This window comes from Salegentibacter sp. BLCTC (genome assembly GCF_015143665.1).
Classification (GTDB): Bacteria; Bacteroidota; Bacteroidia; order Flavobacteriales; family Flavobacteriaceae; genus Salegentibacter; species Salegentibacter maritimus.
The window spans coordinates 1-21,838 of the sequence record NZ_WYEW01000008.1; the positions used below are offsets into that span (position 1 = coordinate 1).

General features: G+C 36.5%; 20 protein-coding genes and 2 tRNA genes. 6 read left to right on the forward strand and 16 right to left on the reverse strand.

Translation table 11 applies throughout. The features are described from left to right. The 9 genes from GUB10_RS11025 to GUB10_RS11065 form a co-directional block, all read right to left on the reverse strand. Window positions 1-5,782 (reverse strand): HYR domain-containing protein (locus GUB10_RS11025; protein WP_193711512.1); only part of this gene is annotated, 5,782 nt, incomplete at its 3' end. Continuing rightward, a complete protein-coding gene (locus GUB10_RS11030) occupies window positions 5,772-6,320 on the reverse strand; it encodes a hypothetical protein (RefSeq protein WP_193711513.1) in 549 nt (182 codons plus the stop codon). The genes GUB10_RS11025 and GUB10_RS11030, both read right to left, overlap by 11 nt. Window positions 6,321-6,552: 232 nt before the next feature. Further along, on the reverse strand, window positions 6,553-7,713 hold the full coding sequence (locus tag GUB10_RS11035; protein ID WP_193711514.1) for a helix-turn-helix transcriptional regulator: 1,161 nt from the start codon (window positions 7,711-7,713) through the stop codon (window positions 6,553-6,555). A gap of 493 nt (window positions 7,714-8,206) precedes the next feature. Continuing rightward, window positions 8,207-8,280, reverse strand: a tRNA-Arg gene (locus tag GUB10_RS11040). A gap of 88 nt (window positions 8,281-8,368) precedes the next feature. Continuing rightward, a complete protein-coding gene (locus GUB10_RS11045) occupies window positions 8,369-8,638 on the reverse strand; it encodes an ATP-dependent Clp protease adaptor ClpS (RefSeq protein WP_193711515.1) in 270 nt (89 codons plus the stop codon). A 47-nt stretch (window positions 8,639-8,685) separates the two neighbouring features. Next, entirely contained in the window at window positions 8,686-9,519 is an 834-nt protein-coding gene (gene prmA, locus GUB10_RS11050) for a 50S ribosomal protein L11 methyltransferase (RefSeq protein WP_193711516.1), read from the reverse strand. 2 nt (window positions 9,520-9,521) lie between these two features. Further along, window positions 9,522-10,274, reverse strand: a complete 753-nt coding sequence (gene tpiA, locus GUB10_RS11055; protein WP_193711517.1) for a triose-phosphate isomerase — start codon at window positions 10,272-10,274, stop codon at window positions 9,522-9,524. A gap of 137 nt (window positions 10,275-10,411) precedes the next feature. Continuing rightward, the gene (locus tag GUB10_RS11060; protein WP_193711518.1) at window positions 10,412-11,506 is read right to left on the reverse strand and encodes a BT_3928 family protein; all 1,095 of its coding nucleotides are present in this window, start codon (window positions 11,504-11,506) and stop codon (window positions 10,412-10,414) included. A gap of 47 nt (window positions 11,507-11,553) precedes the next feature. Continuing rightward, a complete protein-coding gene (locus tag GUB10_RS11065; RefSeq protein ID WP_193711519.1) occupies window positions 11,554-12,099 on the reverse strand; it encodes a DUF1599 domain-containing protein in 546 nt (181 codons plus the stop codon). 117 nt (window positions 12,100-12,216) lie between these two features. On the opposite strand from GUB10_RS11065, the gene folP reads away from it, so the two are divergent. After that, window positions 12,217-13,041 (forward strand): dihydropteroate synthase, encoded by an 825-nt coding sequence (folP, locus tag GUB10_RS11070; protein WP_193711520.1) that lies wholly within the window; start codon window positions 12,217-12,219, stop codon window positions 13,039-13,041. Window positions 13,042-13,078: 37 nt separating this feature from the next. After that, window positions 13,079-13,852, forward strand: a complete 774-nt coding sequence (cdaA, locus tag GUB10_RS11075; protein ID WP_193711521.1) for a diadenylate cyclase CdaA — start codon at window positions 13,079-13,081, stop codon at window positions 13,850-13,852. A 124-nt stretch (window positions 13,853-13,976) separates the two neighbouring features. Here cdaA and GUB10_RS11080 read toward each other — a convergent pair whose 3' ends face one another. Together GUB10_RS11080 and truA are read right to left on the reverse strand one after the other, a co-directional pair. Continuing rightward, window positions 13,977-15,743, reverse strand: coding sequence for an ABC transporter ATP-binding protein (locus tag GUB10_RS11080; protein WP_193711522.1), 1,767 nt, complete (start codon window positions 15,741-15,743; stop codon window positions 13,977-13,979). After that, entirely contained in the window at window positions 15,744-16,487 is a 744-nt protein-coding gene (gene truA / locus GUB10_RS11085) for a tRNA pseudouridine(38-40) synthase TruA (RefSeq protein WP_193711523.1), read from the reverse strand. Window positions 16,488-16,698: 211 nt separating this feature from the next. On the opposite strand from truA, the gene GUB10_RS11090 reads away from it, so the two are divergent. Continuing rightward, window positions 16,699-17,193: a metallophosphoesterase gene (locus GUB10_RS11090; RefSeq protein ID WP_193711524.1), complete on the forward strand. Its 495-nt coding sequence runs from the start codon at window positions 16,699-16,701 to the stop codon at window positions 17,191-17,193. A 295-nt stretch (window positions 17,194-17,488) separates the two neighbouring features. Here the strand turns inward: GUB10_RS11090 and GUB10_RS11095 are convergent, their stop codons facing one another. After that, window positions 17,489-17,899, reverse strand: a complete 411-nt coding sequence (locus GUB10_RS11095; protein WP_193711525.1) for a DUF4293 domain-containing protein — start codon at window positions 17,897-17,899, stop codon at window positions 17,489-17,491. A 197-nt stretch (window positions 17,900-18,096) separates the two neighbouring features. Between GUB10_RS11095 and rho the strand changes: the two genes are divergently transcribed. Continuing rightward, a complete protein-coding gene (gene rho / locus GUB10_RS11100; RefSeq protein WP_193711526.1) occupies window positions 18,097-19,764 on the forward strand; it encodes a transcription termination factor Rho in 1,668 nt (555 codons plus the stop codon). Between the two features lie 171 nt (window positions 19,765-19,935). Here rho and GUB10_RS11105 read toward each other — a convergent pair whose 3' ends face one another. The 4 genes from GUB10_RS11105 to GUB10_RS11120 form a co-directional block, all read right to left on the reverse strand. Next, a complete protein-coding gene (locus GUB10_RS11105; protein ID WP_227740377.1) occupies window positions 19,936-20,121 on the reverse strand; it encodes a Trm112 family protein in 186 nt (61 codons plus the stop codon). 18 nt (window positions 20,122-20,139) lie between these two features. Beyond that, window positions 20,140-20,283, reverse strand: a complete 144-nt coding sequence (locus tag GUB10_RS16055) for a hypothetical protein (protein WP_193711528.1) — start codon at window positions 20,281-20,283, stop codon at window positions 20,140-20,142. A 119-nt stretch (window positions 20,284-20,402) separates the two neighbouring features. Beyond that, window positions 20,403-20,744, reverse strand: coding sequence for a thiamine phosphate synthase (locus tag GUB10_RS16060; protein WP_193711529.1), 342 nt, complete (start codon window positions 20,742-20,744; stop codon window positions 20,403-20,405). Further along, window positions 20,715-20,787: transfer RNA gene (locus GUB10_RS11120), tRNA-Gly, on the reverse strand. The genes GUB10_RS16060 and GUB10_RS11120 overlap by 30 nt, the downstream gene beginning before the upstream one ends. Window positions 20,788-20,996: 209 nt before the next feature. On the opposite strand from GUB10_RS11120, the gene GUB10_RS11125 reads away from it, so the two are divergent. After that, window positions 20,997-21,548, forward strand: a complete 552-nt coding sequence (locus GUB10_RS11125; RefSeq protein WP_193711530.1) for a ClpP family protease — start codon at window positions 20,997-20,999, stop codon at window positions 21,546-21,548. Between the two features lie 3 nt (window positions 21,549-21,551). Beyond that, window positions 21,552-21,833, forward strand: coding sequence for a GNAT family N-acetyltransferase (locus GUB10_RS11130; protein WP_193711531.1), 282 nt, complete (start codon window positions 21,552-21,554; stop codon window positions 21,831-21,833). Window positions 21,834-21,838 lie beyond the last annotated feature (5 nt).

The following is a 21,838-nucleotide window of genomic DNA, read 5'->3' on the forward strand; positions in this document are numbered from 1 at the left end:
AGTTTTGGTTCCCCTCCTGGGTAGCAGTAATTGTGATTACTCCACCGCCAAGAATTCTCACAAAACCTCTTGGGCCAACGGTAGCCGCCGGATTTTCAGATTCATAAGTGTAAGAATACGTAACCGGTAAACCTGAATTAGAACTAGCATTTAGCTGAAAATGTTCATCTGATAATTGATTTCTATCTTCAAGCTCATCGAAGGTGATGCTTTGTGATGCTTTATTGATAAGCATAGTGGCAGTCAGTAGCAGATCCTCATATCCGGGTTTGCTAATTTTTGCCGTAACCACGTAAGTTCCGGCATTTGTTTGTCCATTATTGGTGTATTCTACCGTAGCACCCTCTGGAAGTCCAGATACAAATATACTGTGCTCTGTGCCGTTATAAACAAAAGCCTCAGTGTTACCATCAAAACTAACTCCCGTAAATTCTGCTTTTTCAATCACTAAAGTTACCTCTTTTGAGGTCCCGAAGTAATTTTCAGTTTCAACTGAATTCACTGTAATTTCATAAGTTCCAGGTTCTACGAACCCTTTTTGAGGAGTATAGGTCAACTCAGTTTCTGAATGATTCAAGTTTGCTACTACATTCTTGGCAGTACCATCATACGTAAAAGTCTGAACAGCATCTGCATTTATCTCTGCCTGAGCTTTTTCGATTGTGAGTGTAGCAGTCAATTGGGTGTCAGGACAAGTTTCAGTTCCCGAAAATAGATTTGCCGTTACAGTATACACCCCTGCTTTTATAGCGCCGTTTTGAATTCCTGTTTCCGGAACAATAGAATACTCAACAGAGGCGGCTTCAGGAAGGTTATTAACTTCCAGGCTATGGGGATTTCCATTATATTCAAAACTTGCGTCATCAAATGTCACCGCGTTTATTGGTGAAGGTTCTACAATTACATTTTGCGTCTGTGTAGTTGTATTTCCATTCCCATCGTCAAAATTCCAGGTAATAACATAAGATCCTATTTCGTTGTATGTTAGCGCATCTGAAGTTGTCGCAGTTAATTCTGAACAATTATCTTTAGCTGTTGGAGCGGTAATTCTTCCAGGGAAAACTTCACATTTTACAACTATATCTTCAAGATTAGCAATATTAGGTATAGGAACGATATTATCTTCTACTGTTACCGTAGCAGTGGCCGTCGTTTCATTTTGGTTATTGTCCACAACGGTCAGGATAACTGTGTTTTCACCAACATCTTTACAACCAAACTCAGTGATATCCAAGCTTAGGTCTGCAATACCACAGGCATCATTAGAGCCATTGTCAATATCAGCTGGAGCGATAGTAGCTGTACCATTTTCATCCAGTTGTACGGTGATGTTTTTGGTTAAAGCAACCGGGGCTACATTATCTTCTACTGTTACTGTTGCAGTGGCTGTGGTTTCATTTTCATTATTGTCTGTTACGGTTAGGGTAACCGTGTTTTCACCAACATCTTCACAACTAAATTCAGTAATATCTAAACTTAGGTCTGCAATACCACAGGCATCATTAGAACCATTGTCCACATCTGAAGGAACGATAGTCGCTATTCCATTTTCATCCAATTGTACGGTGATGTCTTTGGTTAAAGCAACCGGCGCTACATTATCCTCTACCGTTACTGTTGCAGTGGCTGTGGTTTCATTTTCATTATTGTCTGTTACGGTTAGGGTAACCGTGTTTTCACCAACATCTTCACAACTAAATTCAGTAATATCTAAACTTAGGTCTGCAATACCACAGGCATCATTAGAACCATTGTCCACATCTGTAGGAATGATAGTCGCTGTTCCATTTTTATCCAGTTGTACGGTGATGTCTTTGGTTAAAGCAACCGGCGCTACATTATCTTCTACTGTTACTGTTGCAGTGGCTGTGGTTTCATTTTCATTATTGTCTGTTACGGTAAGAGTAACCGTATTTTCACCAACATCTTCACAACTAAATTCAGTGATATCCAAACTTAGGTCTGCAATACCACAGGCATCATTAGAACCATTATCTACATCTGTAGGAATGATTGAAACTATTCCATTTTCATCCAGTTGTACGGTAATGTCTTTGGTTATAACCTCGGGTGACGTATTATCTTCAACTTTTATCGTAAAAGCTGAAGAAGTTTTATTACCTGAATAGTCCATTACAACGTAGGAATTCACTGTTTCTCCAACAGGAAATTCTTCAGTTAAAGGAATACCAGAAATTTGTTGAGTTGGCAGGTTGGGGGTTACATTAGGAGCATCTAATGTAACAGTAAGGTTTCCGATTTCCGTACCGTAATGCCCGACCCAATACTCTGCATCTTTACCCCCGTGTTCAATAAATATATATCGCAAACCAGGTCCGTAATTATTAAAAGTTTTAGAGACGGTTTGCCAGGTATTGTCTGCAGTCAATGTACCGGAATCAAATGCTTCTATAACATTTCCAGTTTTGTCTCTTAATTCAATCCTAAAAACATAAGTATCATTGAAATTTGGTCCAACTCCACGATAACGTTCCGAAATGGAGATTTCCGGTTCACTTTCTAACAATGACCTGTCATAGCCCTGAGCCATTAAATCTATAACCTGGGATTTTTTCGCTATACTATATGAGGTTCTGAAAGAGTTGCTATTTACAGTCCAGCCATTTCCGCCGTTTTCAGTAATATTCCACCCCTCAAGACCACCTGCGGCATTTCCGTTATAAGCTATGTTTCCAGTGCTGGCACAATTATCCTGAGTTGTAAATTGCAAATCTATTAATGCTCCACACAATTTAGGGTCGGATTCGAAAACTAATTGTGAAGGAGTAATTATCTGAGGTAATATATTATCTTCAACTATTACTTGTGCGGTTTCGGAAGATTGATTATTGTATAAATCAGTTACAGTAAGAGTTACGACGTTTTGTCCCACATTATCACAATCTAGTTGCGTGATATCAAGACTCATGCTGCCTATTTCACAGTTATCTGATGAGCCATTATTAATCATTTCCGGTGAAATCGTTGCATTTCCTTGAGCATCAAGCTGAACTACTATGTTTTGAGTAATAACTACTGGAGACACGTCATCTATCGCAGTAAAATTGAAACCTTCAGTTGATGATGCTCCCTGAGAATCAGTAACTGTAATAGTAATTTCTGCACTTGCGTGCATTCCTTCAACAGGAACTATGGTTACATCATAGTTAGTCCCATTATGAGCAACATTAATATTAGCATCTGGCACTAAGTTTTGATTATCTGAAGTAGCTGTTACATTTAGGTTTTGATGGGGGTCTTCAACATCTGTTATGTCAACAGTGAAATTGTATGATTCTGAAGGACAGTTCTCAATATCTGCTATCTCAGAAATTTCAGGAGCATTGTTTAATTCAATAGTTTTTGCAGCAGAATAATCAAAACAAGATTCATCTCCGGCAAGACCACCGTATTCTACAATATAGCCCATAGAACTATTGCCTCCATTCAAGTCGTTCCATAAACCACCATTTTGATAATATATCTGAAGGGCGTGTTCCGAACTTCCAGAGTTGTTAGGCTCTCCAGAGTTCCAGTTTTCGAATTGACCATTTACGCTTTGTGAACCATTTGAAAATTGAGTACCGGCTTCGGGACCAGTAACCCAATACCATTTTCCTTCCGCTTCGTTTTGATTATTATAAACGTTATTTCCTGTTGCAGAATTGATTTCAGAAAAGCTATCGGACCCTCCGATCCAACCGTCGCCAGATAGTTTAGTTCGAATAAATTCATTCTCCGTAGCTGAAGTAGCCGTTGCGAGATAACCTTGTAAACCATTTAAAGTTTTTGTGGCTGCATCAGCCTTGGCCTGACTCCAGGTAAATGATCCACTTACATATTCGTAGTAATGATTATTATCTGAGTTAGATACCCCCCCTCCAATATTAAATATTATTTCTCTTTGCAGCATACTGCCGTTAGTAGTACTGAACTGGATATTCTGAAAAATAGCCTGAAGCTCCTGTGGAGTGATGGTTCCAGAAATAGTTAAAACTCCGGTTGATGGGTTATAACTACTAGTTACACCTGAAGGTAAAGTAAAACTTGTGGGCAATTCTAAAACATCTCCCGACTGAAAGTTATCATTTATAGAAATGATAGCTCCATCAACATTGTCCGTTAAATTGATTATTATGCCTGCATCGATTACAGCAAAATCCTGGGATGTAGAATATATAGTATTGCCTTCGCTTGGCTCAACGAGAGGGTCTGGTTCCTCTACAGTGATACTTGCATTTTTGGTTGTTTGATTTCCGGAAGCATCTTCTACTGTTATAGCAATTTGTTGTGTTCCAATATCAGAGCAACTAAAATTAAAATTAGTTGGGGAAATAGTATAGGTACAATTATCATTTACAGAAGTAATAAAATCTGTAGCAAGTACCGTTAACCCGTTGATAGAAGTAAGTTTTTTTGTTAAATCTTGAACACTCAAGGTCGGTGATTCGTTGTCTGTCACTGTAACAGTAAATGAGCTTGAAATACTATTGGCTCCATCAGAAACTTTATAAGTTACTGTGGTTTGGCCCACAGGGAAAGTGGCACCACTGGCTAAACCGTTCTCTAAAGTAATCGTTGGATTAGATTCGCAATTATCTGTAGCTTGAGGTGTATCATAATTTACCACTGCACCACATTCTCCGGAATCTACATTTACCACAACATTAGAAGGGAAATTTGTGAAGCTTGGAGCTTGATCATCTATAACTTCAACTAAAATAGGGCAAACGGTCGTCCTGTTTCCTTTTTCATCTTCCAATTCAAACTCTACTGTATGATTTCCTGCACTTAAAGTAGTTCCCGCGGCGGGAATTTGGGTAATACTTACAGTGCTACAATCATCATTTGCAACTATCTGCCCAGATAAATCGGGCAATTGAGTTGTACAGGAAGCATTGTCTGTATATAAATCATACGTCGTTGTATTACAGGTTGCTGTGGGTGGTGTATTATCTACATAAACAGTATATTGTTTAGTTTCTGTGCTAGTTGAGCTATCACTAAAAGTTGCTGTTAAAGTCACAGTATAGTTTGTTTCACCTGGTGTGGAAACAAAAGTATTTGCTGCATCTTGAGTGTTCGCTGTATTACCATCTCCGAAATCCCAGGACCAATCTGTTACAGTAACTGGACGTACAGCACTAATTGAAACATCTTCAAGCCCCCAGTTATCAAACGTAGTACCTGAATTGGAAGGCTGATACCATCTAAAAATAGTATTTGCTGTTTGTGCTGCCGCCGGTATAGCTATTGAATTCCAGTACCAATTGTACCATGCAAAACTTCCCGTGCCAGTAGTATCCCAATCTCCATAGATATCAGTCCAAGAATTCCCCCCGTCTGTACTGTACTGAAGATAAACTTCCTCGTTGGCAGCATCCGGTTGTTCACATCCACTTCCTTCATCATTACCGTATCGAATATAAAACTCAATATCCCCACCTAAACTTACATCTACTGCATTGGTTTGAACAAAACGAATTCCCTGAGCGTTTGTATCGGTAGCCCAAAAATAGGCAGAATTATCAGGAGAATTTTGTCCGGGGCATGTTGAAGCATCTACAGCAAAAGGAGAGGATGACCATCCTGTTGGAAGTACCCCACCATTAAATGTAAAAGATGTAGCTGTAGTTGTACTGCTAGCTGTTCCATAAAAGTCTACGCTCGTATTATCACAATCTCCGCTAGGTTTGGAAGTTGTAAAATCTACTGTTTGAGCATTTAAAGAAAAAGAGAAAAGAGCGAAAGCAAAATTTATAAAGAGTAATTTATATTTCATAGCTTTTAATTTTAGAGATCATAAAAGGGCGTTTTTGAGGTTTCGCATTATTCTTACGGTCATTAACAAATATTCTAAGTCTAGAATCATTCGAATTACAACTTCCATTTATTTCCTCATTAGGCCGTAAAGAAATTTCTTTCAATTTTTCCCGATCGCCTTCGTTTTCTCCTAAAATGTAATTGACTATAATAGCATTATTGGTTTTGTTTTTAATTTTTATTAAATAATAACTGAAGTATTTATCGTTTTGGACATCATCACATTCTGAATATTTGAATTGAATTTCAATTCGATTATCAGAATAGAATGTTCTCCAATTTTCTGAAGTAGTATTATCAGCATCGTTTTTATTGAAATTAGCAGAAACTTTATTCGCTAAATCCAGGTAAGGATACTCATCATAAATACCAGAATTTCTAAGATAGGATTTGCCCTCAATAAAACTAATATTTAAATGAGGAGACATTTGATTGGTTTTAGCATAACTGAAAATGCCGATAAAAATCATAAAAAAAAGAAGTAAAAGTTTTTTCATACAAGATAGATTGAGTTTGGTTTAAAGTTCCAATGAAATTATTAGGTGGCATTTAAATTGATTAAAGATTGGTTCTACTCAAAAAACATCATCTAAAATTGAAATGCACAAAATTTTATAACAGACAAAAAAAATCAAAAAAAAAATATTGAAGCTCTTAAAATCCAGCAAAATCCGTATCTAAATTCGATTTGGACACGTAAAGATTGAATAATTAATAGTTCATAAACAGCTATTTAACAGCTAATGCATATTCACTGGGACTTATTTCCACATGGCTCTTAAAAGTTTTACTAAAGGAAGTTCTGCTTACAAAACCGCACTCCTGCGCCAAAGCCTCTATGGTATTATTTTCAAGATATCCATCCCTAATGAGTTTTTCAGCATACTCCATTCGCAGACCATTTTTATATTCTGCAAAACTCACTTCATATTGTTGTTTAAGAAAGTAAGAAATATGGTGAGAAGGCATCTGGAGCACTCTTGCGCATTCAGTTAGATTAAAATTCTTCTTCAGGTATAATTTATTTTGTTTTATCTTTTCCAATTTTAAATTCATTCCCTCCTCGTCTAACCCAAATTTAAGCCCGTTAATTTTCACATCTTTGTTGCCATTTGAAGTGGTTCTGGCACGTTGAGGGTATCCATATAATATACTGGGAAAGTAAATGGGGATTACCCCAATAATAAAAAGTGCGATATAAAGAAAGAAAGTAATAATCCCCCCTTTTTCCCCAACAATAATCAAGGAGTCGAAAACTTTTACGAGCGCCATTTTTTCCAATGCATAAAAAATTGCCAGAATAGCCATAAGCATTAAAATCCCCCAAAAAACTAAAAGCCATTTATTAAGAATACTCTTCATTGCATCGGCTTCACCATGCGTAATAAAAAATTTAATTTTAGGTAATAAAAGCAACAGAACACCCAGTTGCCAACAGTGTCTTATTAATAGATGTTGATCCAGTCTTAACAACAAATATTGAGCACTAAGTCTTGTTTCGGGAGAGGATATTGTTTCAGAGAGAATACTATTATAAACACTGGCAGGCTGAAGGTATATATAAACCACATCTACCAGGCCCAATAAAAGCGGAATAAACAAAATAAGTTCTGCTTTATGCCAATTGAGTCGATCGGTTAAAACAACCTTAAAATAATAATAGATTGGAATAAAAATAAAATTGTACAAAAGTAATGGCCAAAGAAAAAACCATTGAAAATGTTCTAAGTAACCACCATCATAAATATAGGTATGTAAAGCATATAGAGATAAAAGCAAATAAAAACAACCTAATATTCGGGTTGCTATTGTATTGGTAGTGCCTTTTAATAAAAGTGTACTGGATAGAACAAATCCAAATATTGAAGAAAGAAGTAAAACTATAATCATTGTGTGTATGAATTATCTTTTTACCAGCGAATCAAAATGGAAATACTTATAGAATTTAAAAGAGTACCTCTATTTTAAAAATACCAATAAAACCAATCCAATTTTAAGTTTTTTTTAACAACAAAGATATAAATATAGATTTTTAATGAACAACTAAAAATGATATTTTTCATTTGAATAGTATGATTAAATAAGGATTCTTAATCATTCCTACCCTTTAACACCAGTTTCAGCATTTTAAGTTTATTAGAGTTTTATTAACTTTTTATAATACAACAGAATTATAATTGTTAATATCAAAAACTGATGTATCCCAAGATCGTTCTCAAAAGTTGTGTGCAAATTGAAATAATAGTCTGATTTTTATTTTCTAAACCGAAAGCATCAAGATTTAGGCTAACGCTATCATAAATTGAATAAATAAGAAAACAAAAAACCCCGCTTTTAGCGAGGTTTTTTATAGACTTTTATAGTCAAACTTACTATTTCTTTGTGACCTTGCCAGGATTCAAACCTGGAACCTCCTGAGCCGTAATCAGGTGCGCTATTCAGTTGCGCCACAAGGCCTTTTAAACTTGCTTTTCCTATGTGGATAAGCGGCTGCAAATATATTATTATTTTTACAATCTAAAAACAAAAACCAGATTTTTTTAAATTAAATAATCTCTGCACTTAAACCTTCTTCCAATAATTTAGAACATCTGGGCTTTAAATCATCAAACGAGCCTGTTTTAACCGTACACTTTCCTTTGTAATGCACTAGAATAGCACATTGCTCAGCCTGCACCGGTGTATGCTCACAAGCGTAAATTAAAGTCTCTATTACGTGATCAAAAGTGTTGTAATCATCATTATAAAGTATGATCTCATTTTCCTTCTGCGTGGTAGTCTTCACCTCTTCTAATACTTCCTCTTTCGTGCTCATCTCCATTAAATTTTAAGGCCTCAAATATACAAATTATCTATAAAATATTATTTTACAAACTTAACCGCCACCCAATTACTCCTTTCAAAATGCTCTATATATGTTAGTCCATTCTCCACACAGGCCTCTTTAATTATCGGAATATCCTCTTCATAAAATCCACTTAAAAAAAGCCCCCCTTTTTCTGTAAGGCAATCTATATAAACAGGAATATCCCTAAGTAGAATGTTTCTATTTATATTAGCAAGAATCATATCGTACTTTCTATCCTGCAATAACTCGGCCCCGCCCTCTTCAACATTAATATTGTCACAATCATTTCTATCAACGTTTTCCAGGGTATTTTGATAACACCAATTATCAATATCGATGGCATCTACAAATTTTGCACCTTTTAAACTTGCAAGAATGGCCAACACACCCGTACCACATCCCATATCAAGCACCGTTTTATCATCCCAGTCATTCTTTAAAATATGCTGAATCATCATGTGCGTAGTGGCGTGATGCCCGGTTCCAAAAGACATTTTGGGCTCTATAATAATATCATATTCTACCTCGGGAGCGGGATGAAAAGGAGCTCTAACACTACAGATATCATCTACCATAATAGGATTAAAATTCTTTTCCCACTCTTCATTCCAGTTTACCTGTTCTATTTCTCCCTTTGAATAGGTGATTTCAAATTCTTCCGATTGTAAAATATGAACCCCTGCCAGGAGATCATCTTCGTATTCCTCGGCAGGGATATAAGCAGTTATGCCGTCTTCTTCTTCTACAAAACTCTCAAACCCTAAGTAACCCAGCTCTGCCACAAGAATTTCTGAAGCAGGCTGCAGAGGCGCTATTTTGAACCTGAATTCGAGATAATTAGAAGACATAATTAAAAAGCATTTATAATTTCAACAAAATCTACTGCATTAAGGCTGGCTCCACCAATAAGTCCGCCGTCTACATCTTCTTTTGCAAAGATCTCTTTGGCGTTTGCGGGTTTTACACTACCTCCGTATAGAATAGATACATTTTGCGCGATTTCGTCATTAAATTTATCTGAAATATTCTTTCTGATAAAAGCGTGCATTTCCTGTGCTTGTTCGGGAGAAGCGGTTTCTCCGGTTCCAATAGCCCAAACCGGCTCATAGGCCAATACTACATTGTCCCAATCTGAATCTGAAATTTGGTACAGGCTTTCCTGAAGCTGTTTTGCTACCAGGTCAAAATGCTTATCACTCTTTCTGTCTGCAAGTTCTTCTCCAAAACAGAAAATAATTTTCATTCCACTTTTTAGGGCTGCATTTACTTTTTCGGCAAGTATCTCATTGGTTTCCCCAAAGTGGGCACGACGTTCACTATGGCCTAAAATTACCGTATCTACCCCAATACTTTTTAGCATTTTAGCTGAAACTTCACCTGTGTAGGCCCCGTTTTCTGCCTGGTGCATGTTTTGCGCCACAACTTGTACCTGCGTATCTTTTAAGCTCTCAAAAGCTGAATACAAATTTGTAAAAGCCGGTGCTACCATAACTTCGGCCTCAGGCTCTTTTACCAATTGCATTTTTAAATGTGAAAGCAACTCCTGGGTTTCAGCCAAATCGTTGTTCATTTTCCAGTTTCCGGCTACTATCTTTTTTCTCATAATTTTTAGTTGATTTTTATATTTCTGCGGAAAAAATCCGTTCACCTACAAATATATTGATAAGTATAAACATAGCTAAGCACTAGCCGAATGAAGATTGGCTTTTTACAAAAAATGTAAAAAATATCGCGAATAACTTACAATTCTATATCAGCAGCGTCAAACCAATGTTTTTTCTGTGTAATTGTACCACGTTCCAATACCATAATTCCCGGATTAGATCGCACCATGGTTTGCAAAGCCTTTTTATCTACCTGATAAAACTCGAAATCAAGTTTAAATTTATCTATTATTTGTTGCTGATTTTCATTATTTGAAGCTGTTAAGCCAATAATTTGGTAGTCTTTACCTTCTGCCTCTTTAGCCAATTCCTGTATTGCTTTAAAACCTTCTTTCTCTGTATGCTCCAAATCGTAAGCTACTACCATAAAAAGCTTTTCGCTATTAAGTATTTCAGCGGTAATATCTTCGCCATTTACTTCAATTTCAAAATCCTGAATTGGAGGCACATAACCTTCTTCAATCATAGTAGTTTCTACCCCAATAAATTCACCTTCCTGCGTAGGGTAAGTGCCATCTGTAACAAGTATTACTTCTTCCCCATTATGCTTAAAAGTCCATTCATATTCATAGACTGCCTTTTGGGCATCTTCGGGAACTTCCATTAGTTCCTGAATATTATTTCCAATTTTATAGGCTCTAAAATCAAAAACCGGTAAATGCATCAATACGTGATAACAAAACCAAAATGAAAGCATAAAAGATAAAAAGATGATCCATCTATGGGAAATGGGATTCAAAACCGGGCTAATTAACTTTCTATTAAAGAAAAGTATAAGGATAAGAATAAGTAAGATTACATCTTTTATAAAAGACTGCCAGGGCGTTAAGGGAATGGCATCCCCAAAACATCCGCAATCTGTAACCTTATTAAAATAAGCTGAATAAAACGTAAGGAATGTAAAGAAAACAATCATTAAAAGTAAACTCCACACCGTAAATTTAGGCAGGTAACCAATTAAAAGCATAATTCCCAACACCAGTTCAAATACCACTAAAACTATGGCAATTACCAATGAAAACGGTACCAAAAAATCAAGCCCTAAAACTTCAGGGCTAAAATATTCCTGCAACTTATAAGAAAATCCCAGCGGATCGTTGAGTTTTATAAATCCTGAAAAAATAAATAATACACCAACCAATACTCTGGAAATCCCTACTAATAATTTCATGTTGCTTTGTTTAAAATACTATTATTCCCTGCCCAAGTTATAAAAAACTAGGCTTCACTATCGTTTATAAGGATCATTGCAAAAATGGAGTAATTAATCATATCCTGGTAGTTTGCATCAATCCCTTCACTTACCAGGGTTTTCCCTTTATTATCTTCAATTTGCTTAACCCGTAATAGTTTTTGAATAATAAGATCGGTTAAAGAACTAACCCGCATATCACGCCAGGCTTCTCCATAATCATGATTTTTATTCATCATTAAAGCCTTGGTTTCAGCAATATTTTCATCATAAAGCTTTGTTGCTGTTTCCACATCAAGATCGGGCTGGGCAACTACGCCCTTTTTTAATTGAATTAAAGCCATGATGGCGTAATTAATAATGCCTATAAATTCAGATTTTTCGTCCTCATCTACTTTTCTCACCCCATTTTCCTGAAGTTTTCTTATGCGCTGGGCTTTTATAAAAATCTGGTCGGTAAGCGATGGAAGTCTAAGAATTCGCCAGGCACTTCCATAATCTTTCATCTTATTGATAAACAAACTGCGACAGGTAGCCACCACCGCGTCATACTGTTTTGAGGTATTCTGCATAAAAGAAATCTAATTTGCGTAAATTTCGTGCAAATATTTCAGATACTAAAACCGCAGTTTATAATTTCTAAGCTATTAATTTCGAATTCCTGAAAATCCCAGTAAAACAATTAAAAAATGACCATAAATTGTAAAGGCAGGCTTGTAGACCTAAATCAACCTAAAATAATGGGAGTTATAAATACCACTCCCAATTCTTTTTATGCCGAAAGTCGAAAAACTTCGGAAAAAGATATTCTTAAGCAGGTAGAGAAAATGCTGAAAGATGGAGCAAATTTTATTGACGTTGGTGGCTATAGCACCCCCCCGGGAGCGCCCAAAGTTGAAGAAACAGAAGAGCTAAACCGAGTGCTGCCGGCTCTTGAAAACATTTTAAAACATTTCCCCGAAACACTGATTTCTGTAGATACTTTTCGGGCAAATGTGGCCAGGCAAAGTATTGAAGCCGGGGCAGCCATGATTAACGACATTTCTGCCGGCCACCTGGATGATGAAATGATGAAAACAGTAGCCAAATACCAGGTGCCTTATATTATGATGCATATGCGCGGTACCCCACAAACTATGAAAGACCTTAATCAATATGAAGATTTATTACAGGATATACTTTTTTACTTTTCAGAAAGGATACATGCCGCCAGGGCACTGGGAATAAACGACCTAATTATAGACCCGGGCTTTGGTTTTGCCAAAGATATTGGCCAAAATTTTAAGTTGCTTTCAAAAATGGAACTCTTTAAAAATTTAGAATTGCCTCTACTCGCGGGGCTATCACGAAAATCTATGATCTATAAAACTTTAAAAATTTCGGCAGCAGAGGCTTTAAACGGCACCACTTTCTTAAACAGTATAGCACTTAGCAAAGGTGCCAATATTCTAAGGGTTCACGATGTAAAAGAAGCAGTGGAATGCGCTAAATTATTTGCAGAGCTTAATAAGTAACAGCATATTTTCTATTTTTACAAAAAACCCCACTAATTTGGATATCATTAATCTTCGTTTTCTCGATATACTGGATATTGTATTTGTAGCCCTTCTATTATATTATTTATATAAACTGGTAAAAGGAACGGTTGCTGTAAATATCTTTATAGGTATCGTGATTATATATCTTATGGGAAGCCTTACCGAAGTGCTTCAAATGGAGATGTTAAGCAGTGTTCTTGGTGAATTTATAGGTGTGGGAATGTTCGCTTTAATTGTGGTATTTCAACAGGAAATAAGAAAATTTCTTTTAATGATAGGTTCCACAAATTTTACACAAAAGGGAAAATTCTTTACGCAACTTAGGTTTTTAAAAGGCGATTTAGAAACCAGCACAAATGTAGATGCTATTATTTCGGCATGTGAAGCCATGGGAAATAGTTATACGGGTGCATTAATCATTATTCAAAAAAGCACGAAACTGGATTTTGTTAAAAACTCTGGTGACGATATGAATATTGAACTAAACCAACCTATTATAGAATCTATTTTCTACAAAAACTCACCTCTTCACGATGGTGCCATGATTATAGAAGACAATAAAATTACCGCTACCCGGGTAATTTTACCTGTTTCTAATGATAGGTCTATCCCGCTTAGATTTGGATTACGTCACCGTGCAGCTGTTGGAATTACCGAAAAGACCGATGCACTAGCTCTTGTTGTAAGTGAAGAAACCGGGCAAATCTCTTACGTAAGAGATGGCGAATTTGTAATGTTTGAAAGTACAGACGAACTGGTAGACCGAATAAAAGAAGATTTGCTATAAGTTTTACCACCAATTTAAGGCAGCGCCCTAAAGTCTATATAATCGCTATTATTGTGATAGGGGTTATCCCAAAAAAGCTCCCCAGGCATTTGCTCGAGAGTTCACCTATAAATACCCCTTTCTTTTAAAGACTTTCTTCAGCCATAAACTGAACTTCATACAGGTTTTTATAATAACCGTCTTTCTTCTTTAGCAACTCGGTATGCGTTCCAATTTCTACAATTTCACCGGCATCCATCACCATAATTTTATCGGCTTTTTTAATAGTGGCCAACCTATGTGCTATCACTATAGAAGTTCTTCCTTTTGTAATTTTATCGGTTGCTTCCTGAATTAGTAGTTCGCTATAGGTGTCTACCGAAGAAGTAGCTTCGTCTAAAATTAAAATACTGGGATTGCTCATATAGGCCCGCAAAAATGAAATAAGCTGCCTTTGCCCTGAAGACAACATGGCTCCCCGTTCTTTAACATTATAATGATAAGCATTGGGCAGTGTCTTAATAAAATCATGAATCCCTATTTGTTTAGCCGCATTAATTACATCTTCTTCAGTAATATTAGGATCACTGAGGTTAATATTAGCTAAAATTGTATCGGCAAAAAGAAAGACATTTTGCAACACTACCGCTATTTCAGATCGTAAAGATTCTAGTGTGATATCTTTAATATCAATACCATCTACCAAAATTTGCCCACTGTCTATTTCATAAAAACGATTCAGCAAATTAATTACTGTAGACTTTCCTGCCCCGGTAGCCCCCACAATAGCTATAGTTTCGCCGGCATTGGCTTTAAACGATATTCCTTTTAAAACTTCTTCATCGGCAGTATAACTAAATCGTACATTTTTAAATTCCAAATTGCCCTTTAGATCGTTTACTTCAATTTTACCTTCATTGCTTATAGAAGATTCTGTATCTAAAATTCCAAAAACCCTATTGGCAGCAACCATTCCCATTTGTAGAGTATTAAACTTATCGGCAATTTGGCGTAAGGGTCTAAATAACAACTGAGATAACTCCACAAAAGCAATAATTACCCCCAGGGTAATTCCGTCGTCTGCAACTGCCCTTAAACCTCCAAACCAAACAATTAAACCAATAGTTACCGAAGTAGCCATTTCAGCAATAGGAAAGAAAATAGAGTTGTACCAAACAGTTTTAACCCAGGCATTTCGGTGCTTATCATTAATCTCTTTAAAGTTCTTATATTCAGCTTTTTCACGGGTAAAAAGTTGTACGATTTTCATTCCCGTAATTCGCTCCTGCACAAACGTATTAAGATTGGCAACCTGCGTTCTTACTTCCTCAAAAGCTATTTTCATTTTCTTCTGAAATATACGCGTAGCATACATAATTAAAGGAAGTACCGTTAAAACCAGCAAGGTTAACTGCCAGCTCTGGTAAAACATAAAGCCTATTACCACCAACATTTTTAAAATATCGCTAATAATCATAAAAAGGCCCTGGCTAAAAATACTGGCAATAGTCTCTATATCGCTTACTGCACGAGTTACCAAACGCCCAACTGCCGACTTATCAAAATAAGTCATTTTAAAATTGAGCATATGTTTAAAGAGGTTTACCCGAAGGTCCCTAACCACTTCCTGCCCTAACCAGTTGGCGAAATACACAAATAGAAACTGAAAAATAACCTCCAGTACTAAAACCCCGGCCATTAAGCCTACATAAAAAACGAGGTTATCATAATTTTGTGGAGTAATAGCATCATCTACAGTAACCTTTAATAAATAAGGCCTTAAAACCGCAAAGAATGAAAGTAAAATAGCAGCAACCGCCACAAAGTAAAAAGTTACTTTATAAGGGTTGGTATATTTAAGCAAGCGCTTAAACAAATCAAAATCGAATGCGTTACCTGTTTTAGATGCCATTTAATTTATTACTATTTCAGGATAAGTAACCCTGGTAAGGTATAATGCTTTTGCTGGTACCGAAGTGCCTGCCCTACTCCTATCTTCACTTTTTATAACCTGGTGCATATGTTCTACCGGTTGTTTACCAAAACCTATTTCCAATAGAGTTCCTACAATTGCACGTACCATATTTCTAAGAAATCTGTCGGCTGAAATATAAAAAACCAACATACCATTTTCAGTTTTCCAAACTGCTTCAGTAATTTTGCAATTATAGGTTTTTACATCGGTTTTAGACTTCGAAAAACACTTAAAGTTAGTATAATCCTTTAAGATTTCTGCGGCCCTGTTCATTTTATCAACATCTAGTTCATTTTTTAAAAAATAGCTTCTATCTTCTAAAAATGGATCTTTATGCTGAACGATATGATATTCATAACTCCTACTTAAAGCATCAAACCGTGCGTGCGCATCAGCCTTTACCCTAAAAATATCCTTTAAAGCGATATCTGCCGGAAGCAAAGAATTCATTTTAAAGACAAAAGTTTCTCTTTTGAGTTCTTTATCGACATCAAAATGCGCAAAAATCTGTTTAGCATGTACGCCGGCGTCTGTTCTTCCGGCGCCAACTATAGGCGTCTTTTCCTGAAAAACAATCGAAAGAGCTCGTTCTACCTCTTCCTGAACAGAAATTGCGTTAGGCTGATTTTGCCAGCCGTGATACGCTTTTCCAAAATATGCCAATTCTAAAAAATACCTCAACAGAGTTCTTTATTTTTATATTTGCAAGCTGCAAAGATAAGGCATTTATTAGAAGCTGAAATCCTTTGAAGGCATTGCTTTCAAAATGATTCTAAAAGTAAACTACCTCTGGGCAAGCCTACGAGGTATTCGTTGGAAACAAATTTTTAATTTAAAGGCAAGCCCAGGGATATTATACCCTCTGGCGGTGCCAATAAAAACAATCCCCGATTTGAAAAAAATATTATTACTTAGTGATACCCATAGCCATATAGATGAAAGAATTTTACATTATGCAGCAGAAGCCGATGAGATATGGCACGCCGGTGATATTGGTGTTACCGATATAACCGATGAATTAAAAAAAGTAAAACCCTTAAGGGCAGTTTATGGCAATATTGATGATGCAGAAATAAGAAAGGAATTCCCATTACACCAACGCTTTAATTGTGAAGGCGTAGATGTTTGGATTACCCATATTGGCGGTTACCCGGGCAAATACTCACCTGCCATTAGGGAAGAAATTAAAAGAAATCCGCCTAAACTTTTTATTAGTGGGCATTCCCATATTTTAAAAGTTATGAACGATAAAAGCCTGGGCTTACTTCATATGAATCCGGGAGCCACAGGAAAGCACGGATTTCATAAGAAACGTACTATGCTTAGATTTAAAATTGATGCAGGGGAAATCAAGGATTTAGAAGTAATAGAATTAAAAAGTAAGTAGGCAGTAGGCAGTCTCAGTGAGCAGTCTCAATGGGCAGTATGCAAATAGAAAGACTGTGTCATTACGATGGAGGCACAATGGAACCCGATATCAAAAGATTACTACACCCCATCGTCGCTATGGTTAACGAAATTTGTAATGCATTAATTTTATGACGATTAAAAACTTCAAAACCCAGAAAATGTTCTTGATCCCTACTATATTCATTATTTCATACAATCATACTTGTAAAAACTAAAAAACCCAAAGTTTTCACTTCGGGTTTTCACGCACTAATACTACTAAGATGATAGGCTTATCGTAATCGGTCTACAGATTTTACGAGATCTTCGTCCTTTTTAATGGCCTTATTGGCCAAAACAAGAAAAACGATAGAAATGATTGGAAGAAACATCCCAATACCCTTCTCTGAAATATCCATTTCTCCAGGTAAGCTTAGCGACCAATAAACAAACACTCCTAGTAAAAAAAAGTTTAATAAGATATTTAAACGCCCCAACACAAATTGAAGCTTTCTATTTCTGAACATAAAAATACTCACCAAAGATAAGAAAGCTGAAGCTATAAATGCAATAAAAACCATAATATAATCTTGCGCATATTGGGCAACACCCTCAGAATTTTCCCATAGTGAGAAAGCAAAGATTAACCCGCCACTTACAATAACAGCTATAAGCAAATATATAGTTTGAATTCTTTGTAACATACCTTTCAGTGAAATTCGCGAACAAAAATAAAGATTCTTTTTAAAAATGCTATTTAAAATATTAAAATAAAGTTGTATACTTGCAGGAACATTTCGTAACCAATTCAAAACAGGTTACTTAAGTCTCCAAATTTTTTTCGATTCTTCCTCGCGAAGTTCAACAATCAACCCAAACACAAATTTATTTTTAATTATCCATGTTTGAAATTTCAGAATTAAAAGCTAAAAAGCTTCCTGAGTTGCAGGATATCGCTAAATCTTTAAACGTCCCAAAGTTCAGGACTTTAAAAAAATTAGATCTGGTATATCAAATCCTGGACTATCAGGCCGCCAACCCCAAAAAGGCGAAAGAAGCACTTACAGACGACACTAAAAAGGAGGAATCTCCAAAAGGTAAAGCTCCTGATAAATCTTCGGAAAAGCCAAAGGCCAAGAAAACAGGTAAAATAGGAAGCAATAAAAAACCTCCAAGTACTGCCACAGCTGCAGAAAACAAAGACACCCGACCTACAAAAAAAGATTCCCATACTCCCAATAAAAATGATTCTCCCAAAAAAGAAGAGGCATCTTCTAAAGCAAGGGAAAGCAAAAAAACGGAGCAAAAACCAAGGGAAACAAGAGATGACGCTTCTTCTAAAAATCAGAAGGGCAGCCACCGCGACCATAAGAAAGATACCCGCAATAAAAGTAACAATCGTGAAACAGGTAACCGTGATAGCCGAAACCGCTACCGCGAACCTGATTATGAATTTGATGCTATTATTGAAAGTGAAGGTGTTCTGGATATTATGCAAGACAATTATGGCTTCTTAAGATCTTCAGACTACAATTACCTCACTTCTCCCGACGATATTTATGTATCCCAATCGCAAATTCGTTTGTTTGGCTTAAAAACAGGAGATACTGTACTAGGGCAAATAAGACCCCCAAAAGAAGGTGAAAAATACTTTCCCTTAATTAAGATCAATAAAATTAATGGATTGGATCCGCAGGTAGTGAGAGACCGTGTTTCTTTTGAACACTTAACCCCACTATTCCCTAAGGAAAAATTCAATATTGCCGAAAAGCAAAGCAGCCTATCTACCCGTATTATGGACCTCTTTTCCCCAATTGGAAAAGGCCAACGTGGAATGATTGTTTCCCAGCCCAAAACCGGTAAAACCATGCTGCTTAAAGATATTGCCAACGCAATTGCAGCAAACCATCCTGAAGTTTATCAAATAGTTTTACTTATTGATGAACGCCCGGAAGAGGTTACCGATATGCAGCGTAATGTACGCGGGGAAGTAGTAGCTTCTACTTTCGATAAAGAAGCACACGAGCACGTAAGGGTTGCCAACATTGTTTTAGAAAAAGCAAAACGCCTGGTAGAATGTGGGCACGATGTAGTGATTCTTTTAGATTCTATTACTCGTTTGGCGCGCGCTTATAATACCGTGCAACCGGCAAGTGGTAAAGTATTAAGTGGTGGTGTTGATGCTAACGCACTACACAAACCAAAACGTTTCTTTGGTGCCGCCCGAAATATTGAAAACGGTGGTTCTTTGTCAATAATTGCTACCGCCCTTACCGATACAGGCTCTAAAATGGACGAAGTAATTTTCGAAGAATTTAAAGGAACAGGAAATATGGAACTGCAATTAGACCGAAAAATTGCTAATCGTAGAATTTTCCCTGCCATAGACCTTACTTCTTCAAGTACTCGCCGCGACGACTTATTGCTTGACGACAATACCATACAAAGAATGTGGGTATTGCGTAAATATCTTGCCGATATGAACCCTATTGAAGCGATGGAATTTATTAACGATAGGATTAAGCAAACCCGAAATAATGAAGAGTTTTTAATTTCTATGAATGGATAAAGCCTTTGTATTAAAACTAAAAAAATCCGGAAGCTTTTGGTTTCCGGATTTTTTTATGCTCTCAAAAATCTAATTTTTCAAACTTTTAGCGGTAACCTCAGCATCTACCAGCCTAAAATTTTCTATTGTCTTTCCATTTTGTTTACTCCATTTTTCTATAAGTGGGGCTTCCTATTTAAGTTCCCGGTATTCATCGGGGTTCATTATTGGAATCCCTTTTATTATCGGGCAAATACGCCTGCACTTTTTACAGCTTAAAAAGCCCTCTATAATTTTCCCTTCTACATCTTTAGCGACTTCAGTAAGTTTTAAATCGTTTTTATCAAAAGGACAGCACAATTTATTTATTGTACTCATTTTCATAGTTTATTTTTTTTATTCTGAATAATAATCTTGTGCGGTGGCAGTAGGATTTTTAGCCCCCTTAATTCCCGAAATAACCGCTACACTATCAAAATCTAATTTTCTAAGTAATTTGATATTTTCCGGCTTTATACCTCCTGCTAAAAAAATAGGCATTTGGGTTAGCGAACTTGCTTTTGAATCACCTTAAAATCAACTAGCTCACAACTGATACTGGTTGAGGAAGGAAATATGGGACAAAATGAAATATAATCCAGTTGATTGTTAATTGCCCATTAAATTATTTCCAGATCTTTATTACAGGTTAAACCCACCAGCGATTTTTCGGAAATCGACTTTTTTATCGTTTTGTACTTAGATGGAATTTCATCAAAATGCACCCCATCGGCTTTTGTAGCTTTTAAAAGCTCCCACCTGTTATTGAGCAATACCGGGACGCTCTTAAGTTTACAAATGTTACATATTTTATCGATGAATTCCGGTATATTCTCCAGCCCTTTAAAGTTATCCCACAATGCTACAAGCGATGTTTTCGGCGTTTTTTCGCATAAAAAAACCCCAACGTTTTGTTGAGGTTTCTTGCTTTGAGCGGGAGACCGGGTTCGAACCGGCGACATTCAGCTTGGAAGGCTGACGCTCTACCAACTGAGCTACTCCCGCCTTTATGGTGCAAATATAAAGTTTAAACTACTCAAACTCCAAAGGAAAATTAAACTTTTTCGACACTACAGGCCTATTTAATTAATATTCAGTCATAAAATAAGTTTATGCGATAAATTCTTGTTAAATGGAGAATTAAAAAACAAGTGTTCCCACAAATAAATCTTATTTTTAGGCTTCTAACAGAACATATCTAAAATCAATTTCTTATGAGTAATAAACCCGGTAAAACCCAGGACCTAATAGACGCAAAATTCCTTGAAGAACGCAAAATATTTCTTTGGGGTGAAGTAAACGACAAATCGGCCAAACACGTTATAGACAGGCTGCTTTATCTTGATATGCAAGGCAATGATGAAATCCAGTTTTTTATTAATAGCCCCGGTGGGTATGTAACCGATGGGTTTGCCATTTACGACACCATGCAAAGTCTGGAAAGCCCGGTTTCTACTATTTGTACCGGCTTATCTGCTTCTATGGGATCTATTTTACTTTCAGGCGGAACCAAAGGCAGAAGATTTATTCAACCTCACGGGAAAGTAATGATACACCAACCTATGGGCGGTGCGCGAGGTCAGGCTTCAAATATTGAAATTCAGGCCAACGAAATTCTAAAGACCCGCGAATTAAGTGCAAATATCCTGGCTGAAAATTGCGGACAAACGCCCGAAAAGATCCTTAAAGATTTTAACCGGGATTACTGGATGGATGCCCAGGAATCTTTAGACTATGGAATTGTTGACGGTATTTTCAAAAAGTAATCTATGGATATTCAACATCGCGAAAACGATAGCCGCGGAATGTTTTTTATAAAAGATGAAAAAGGAATTTTCGCCGAGCTAACCTATCAGAAAAAATCGGGAGATATTATTGTTATAGACCATACCGAAGTTAGACCCGAGCTGGAAGGCCAGGGTATTGCCACCAGGCTATTGGAACATAGTGTAGCCTTTGCCCGCGAAAACAATTATAAAATAGAACCGCTTTGCCCGTTCGCCGAAGTACAATTTGACAGAAATAAGTCTTACAGCGATGTAAGGGCCTAACTAAA

Excerpts from the sequence above, each read along its gene's own strand:
- folP (WP_193711520.1), top strand. The coding sequence starts at position 12,217 with ATGACCATAAATTGTAAAGGCAGGCTTGTAGACCTAAATCAACCTAAA.
- GUB10_RS11030 (WP_193711513.1), bottom strand. The coding sequence starts at position 6,320 with ATGAAAAAACTTTTACTTCTTTTTTTTATGATTTTTATCGGCATTTTC.
- GUB10_RS11130 (WP_193711531.1), top strand. The coding sequence starts at position 21,552 with ATGGATATTCAACATCGCGAAAACGATAGCCGCGGAATGTTTTTTATA.
- tpiA (WP_193711517.1), bottom strand. The coding sequence starts at position 10,274 with ATGAGAAAAAAGATAGTAGCCGGAAACTGGAAAATGAACAACGATTTG.
- GUB10_RS11080 (WP_193711522.1), bottom strand. The coding sequence starts at position 15,743 with ATGGCATCTAAAACAGGTAACGCATTCGATTTTGATTTGTTTAAGCGC.
- GUB10_RS11045 (WP_193711515.1), bottom strand. The coding sequence starts at position 8,638 with ATGAGCACGAAAGAGGAAGTATTAGAAGAGGTGAAGACTACCACGCAG.
- GUB10_RS11035 (WP_193711514.1), bottom strand. The coding sequence starts at position 7,713 with ATGATTATAGTTTTACTTCTTTCTTCAATATTTGGATTTGTTCTATCC.
- rho (WP_193711526.1), top strand. The coding sequence starts at position 18,097 with ATGTTTGAAATTTCAGAATTAAAAGCTAAAAAGCTTCCTGAGTTGCAG.
- GUB10_RS16060 (WP_193711529.1), bottom strand. The coding sequence starts at position 20,744 with ATGTCGCCGGTTCGAACCCGGTCTCCCGCTCAAAGCAAGAAACCTCAA.
- GUB10_RS11125 (WP_193711530.1), top strand. The coding sequence starts at position 20,997 with ATGAGTAATAAACCCGGTAAAACCCAGGACCTAATAGACGCAAAATTC.
- prmA (WP_193711516.1), bottom strand. The coding sequence starts at position 9,519 with ATGTCTTCTAATTATCTCGAATTCAGGTTCAAAATAGCGCCTCTGCAG.
- GUB10_RS11105 (WP_227740377.1), bottom strand. The coding sequence starts at position 20,121 with ATGAGTACAATAAATAAATTGTGCTGTCCTTTTGATAAAAACGATTTA.
- GUB10_RS11065 (WP_193711519.1), bottom strand. The coding sequence starts at position 12,099 with ATGCAGAATACCTCAAAACAGTATGACGCGGTGGTGGCTACCTGTCGC.
- GUB10_RS16055 (WP_193711528.1), bottom strand. The coding sequence starts at position 20,283 with ATGCCTATTTTTTTAGCAGGAGGTATAAAGCCGGAAAATATCAAATTA.
- GUB10_RS11060 (WP_193711518.1), bottom strand. The coding sequence starts at position 11,506 with ATGAAATTATTAGTAGGGATTTCCAGAGTATTGGTTGGTGTATTATTT.
- GUB10_RS11095 (WP_193711525.1), bottom strand. The coding sequence starts at position 17,899 with ATGTTACAAAGAATTCAAACTATATATTTGCTTATAGCTGTTATTGTA.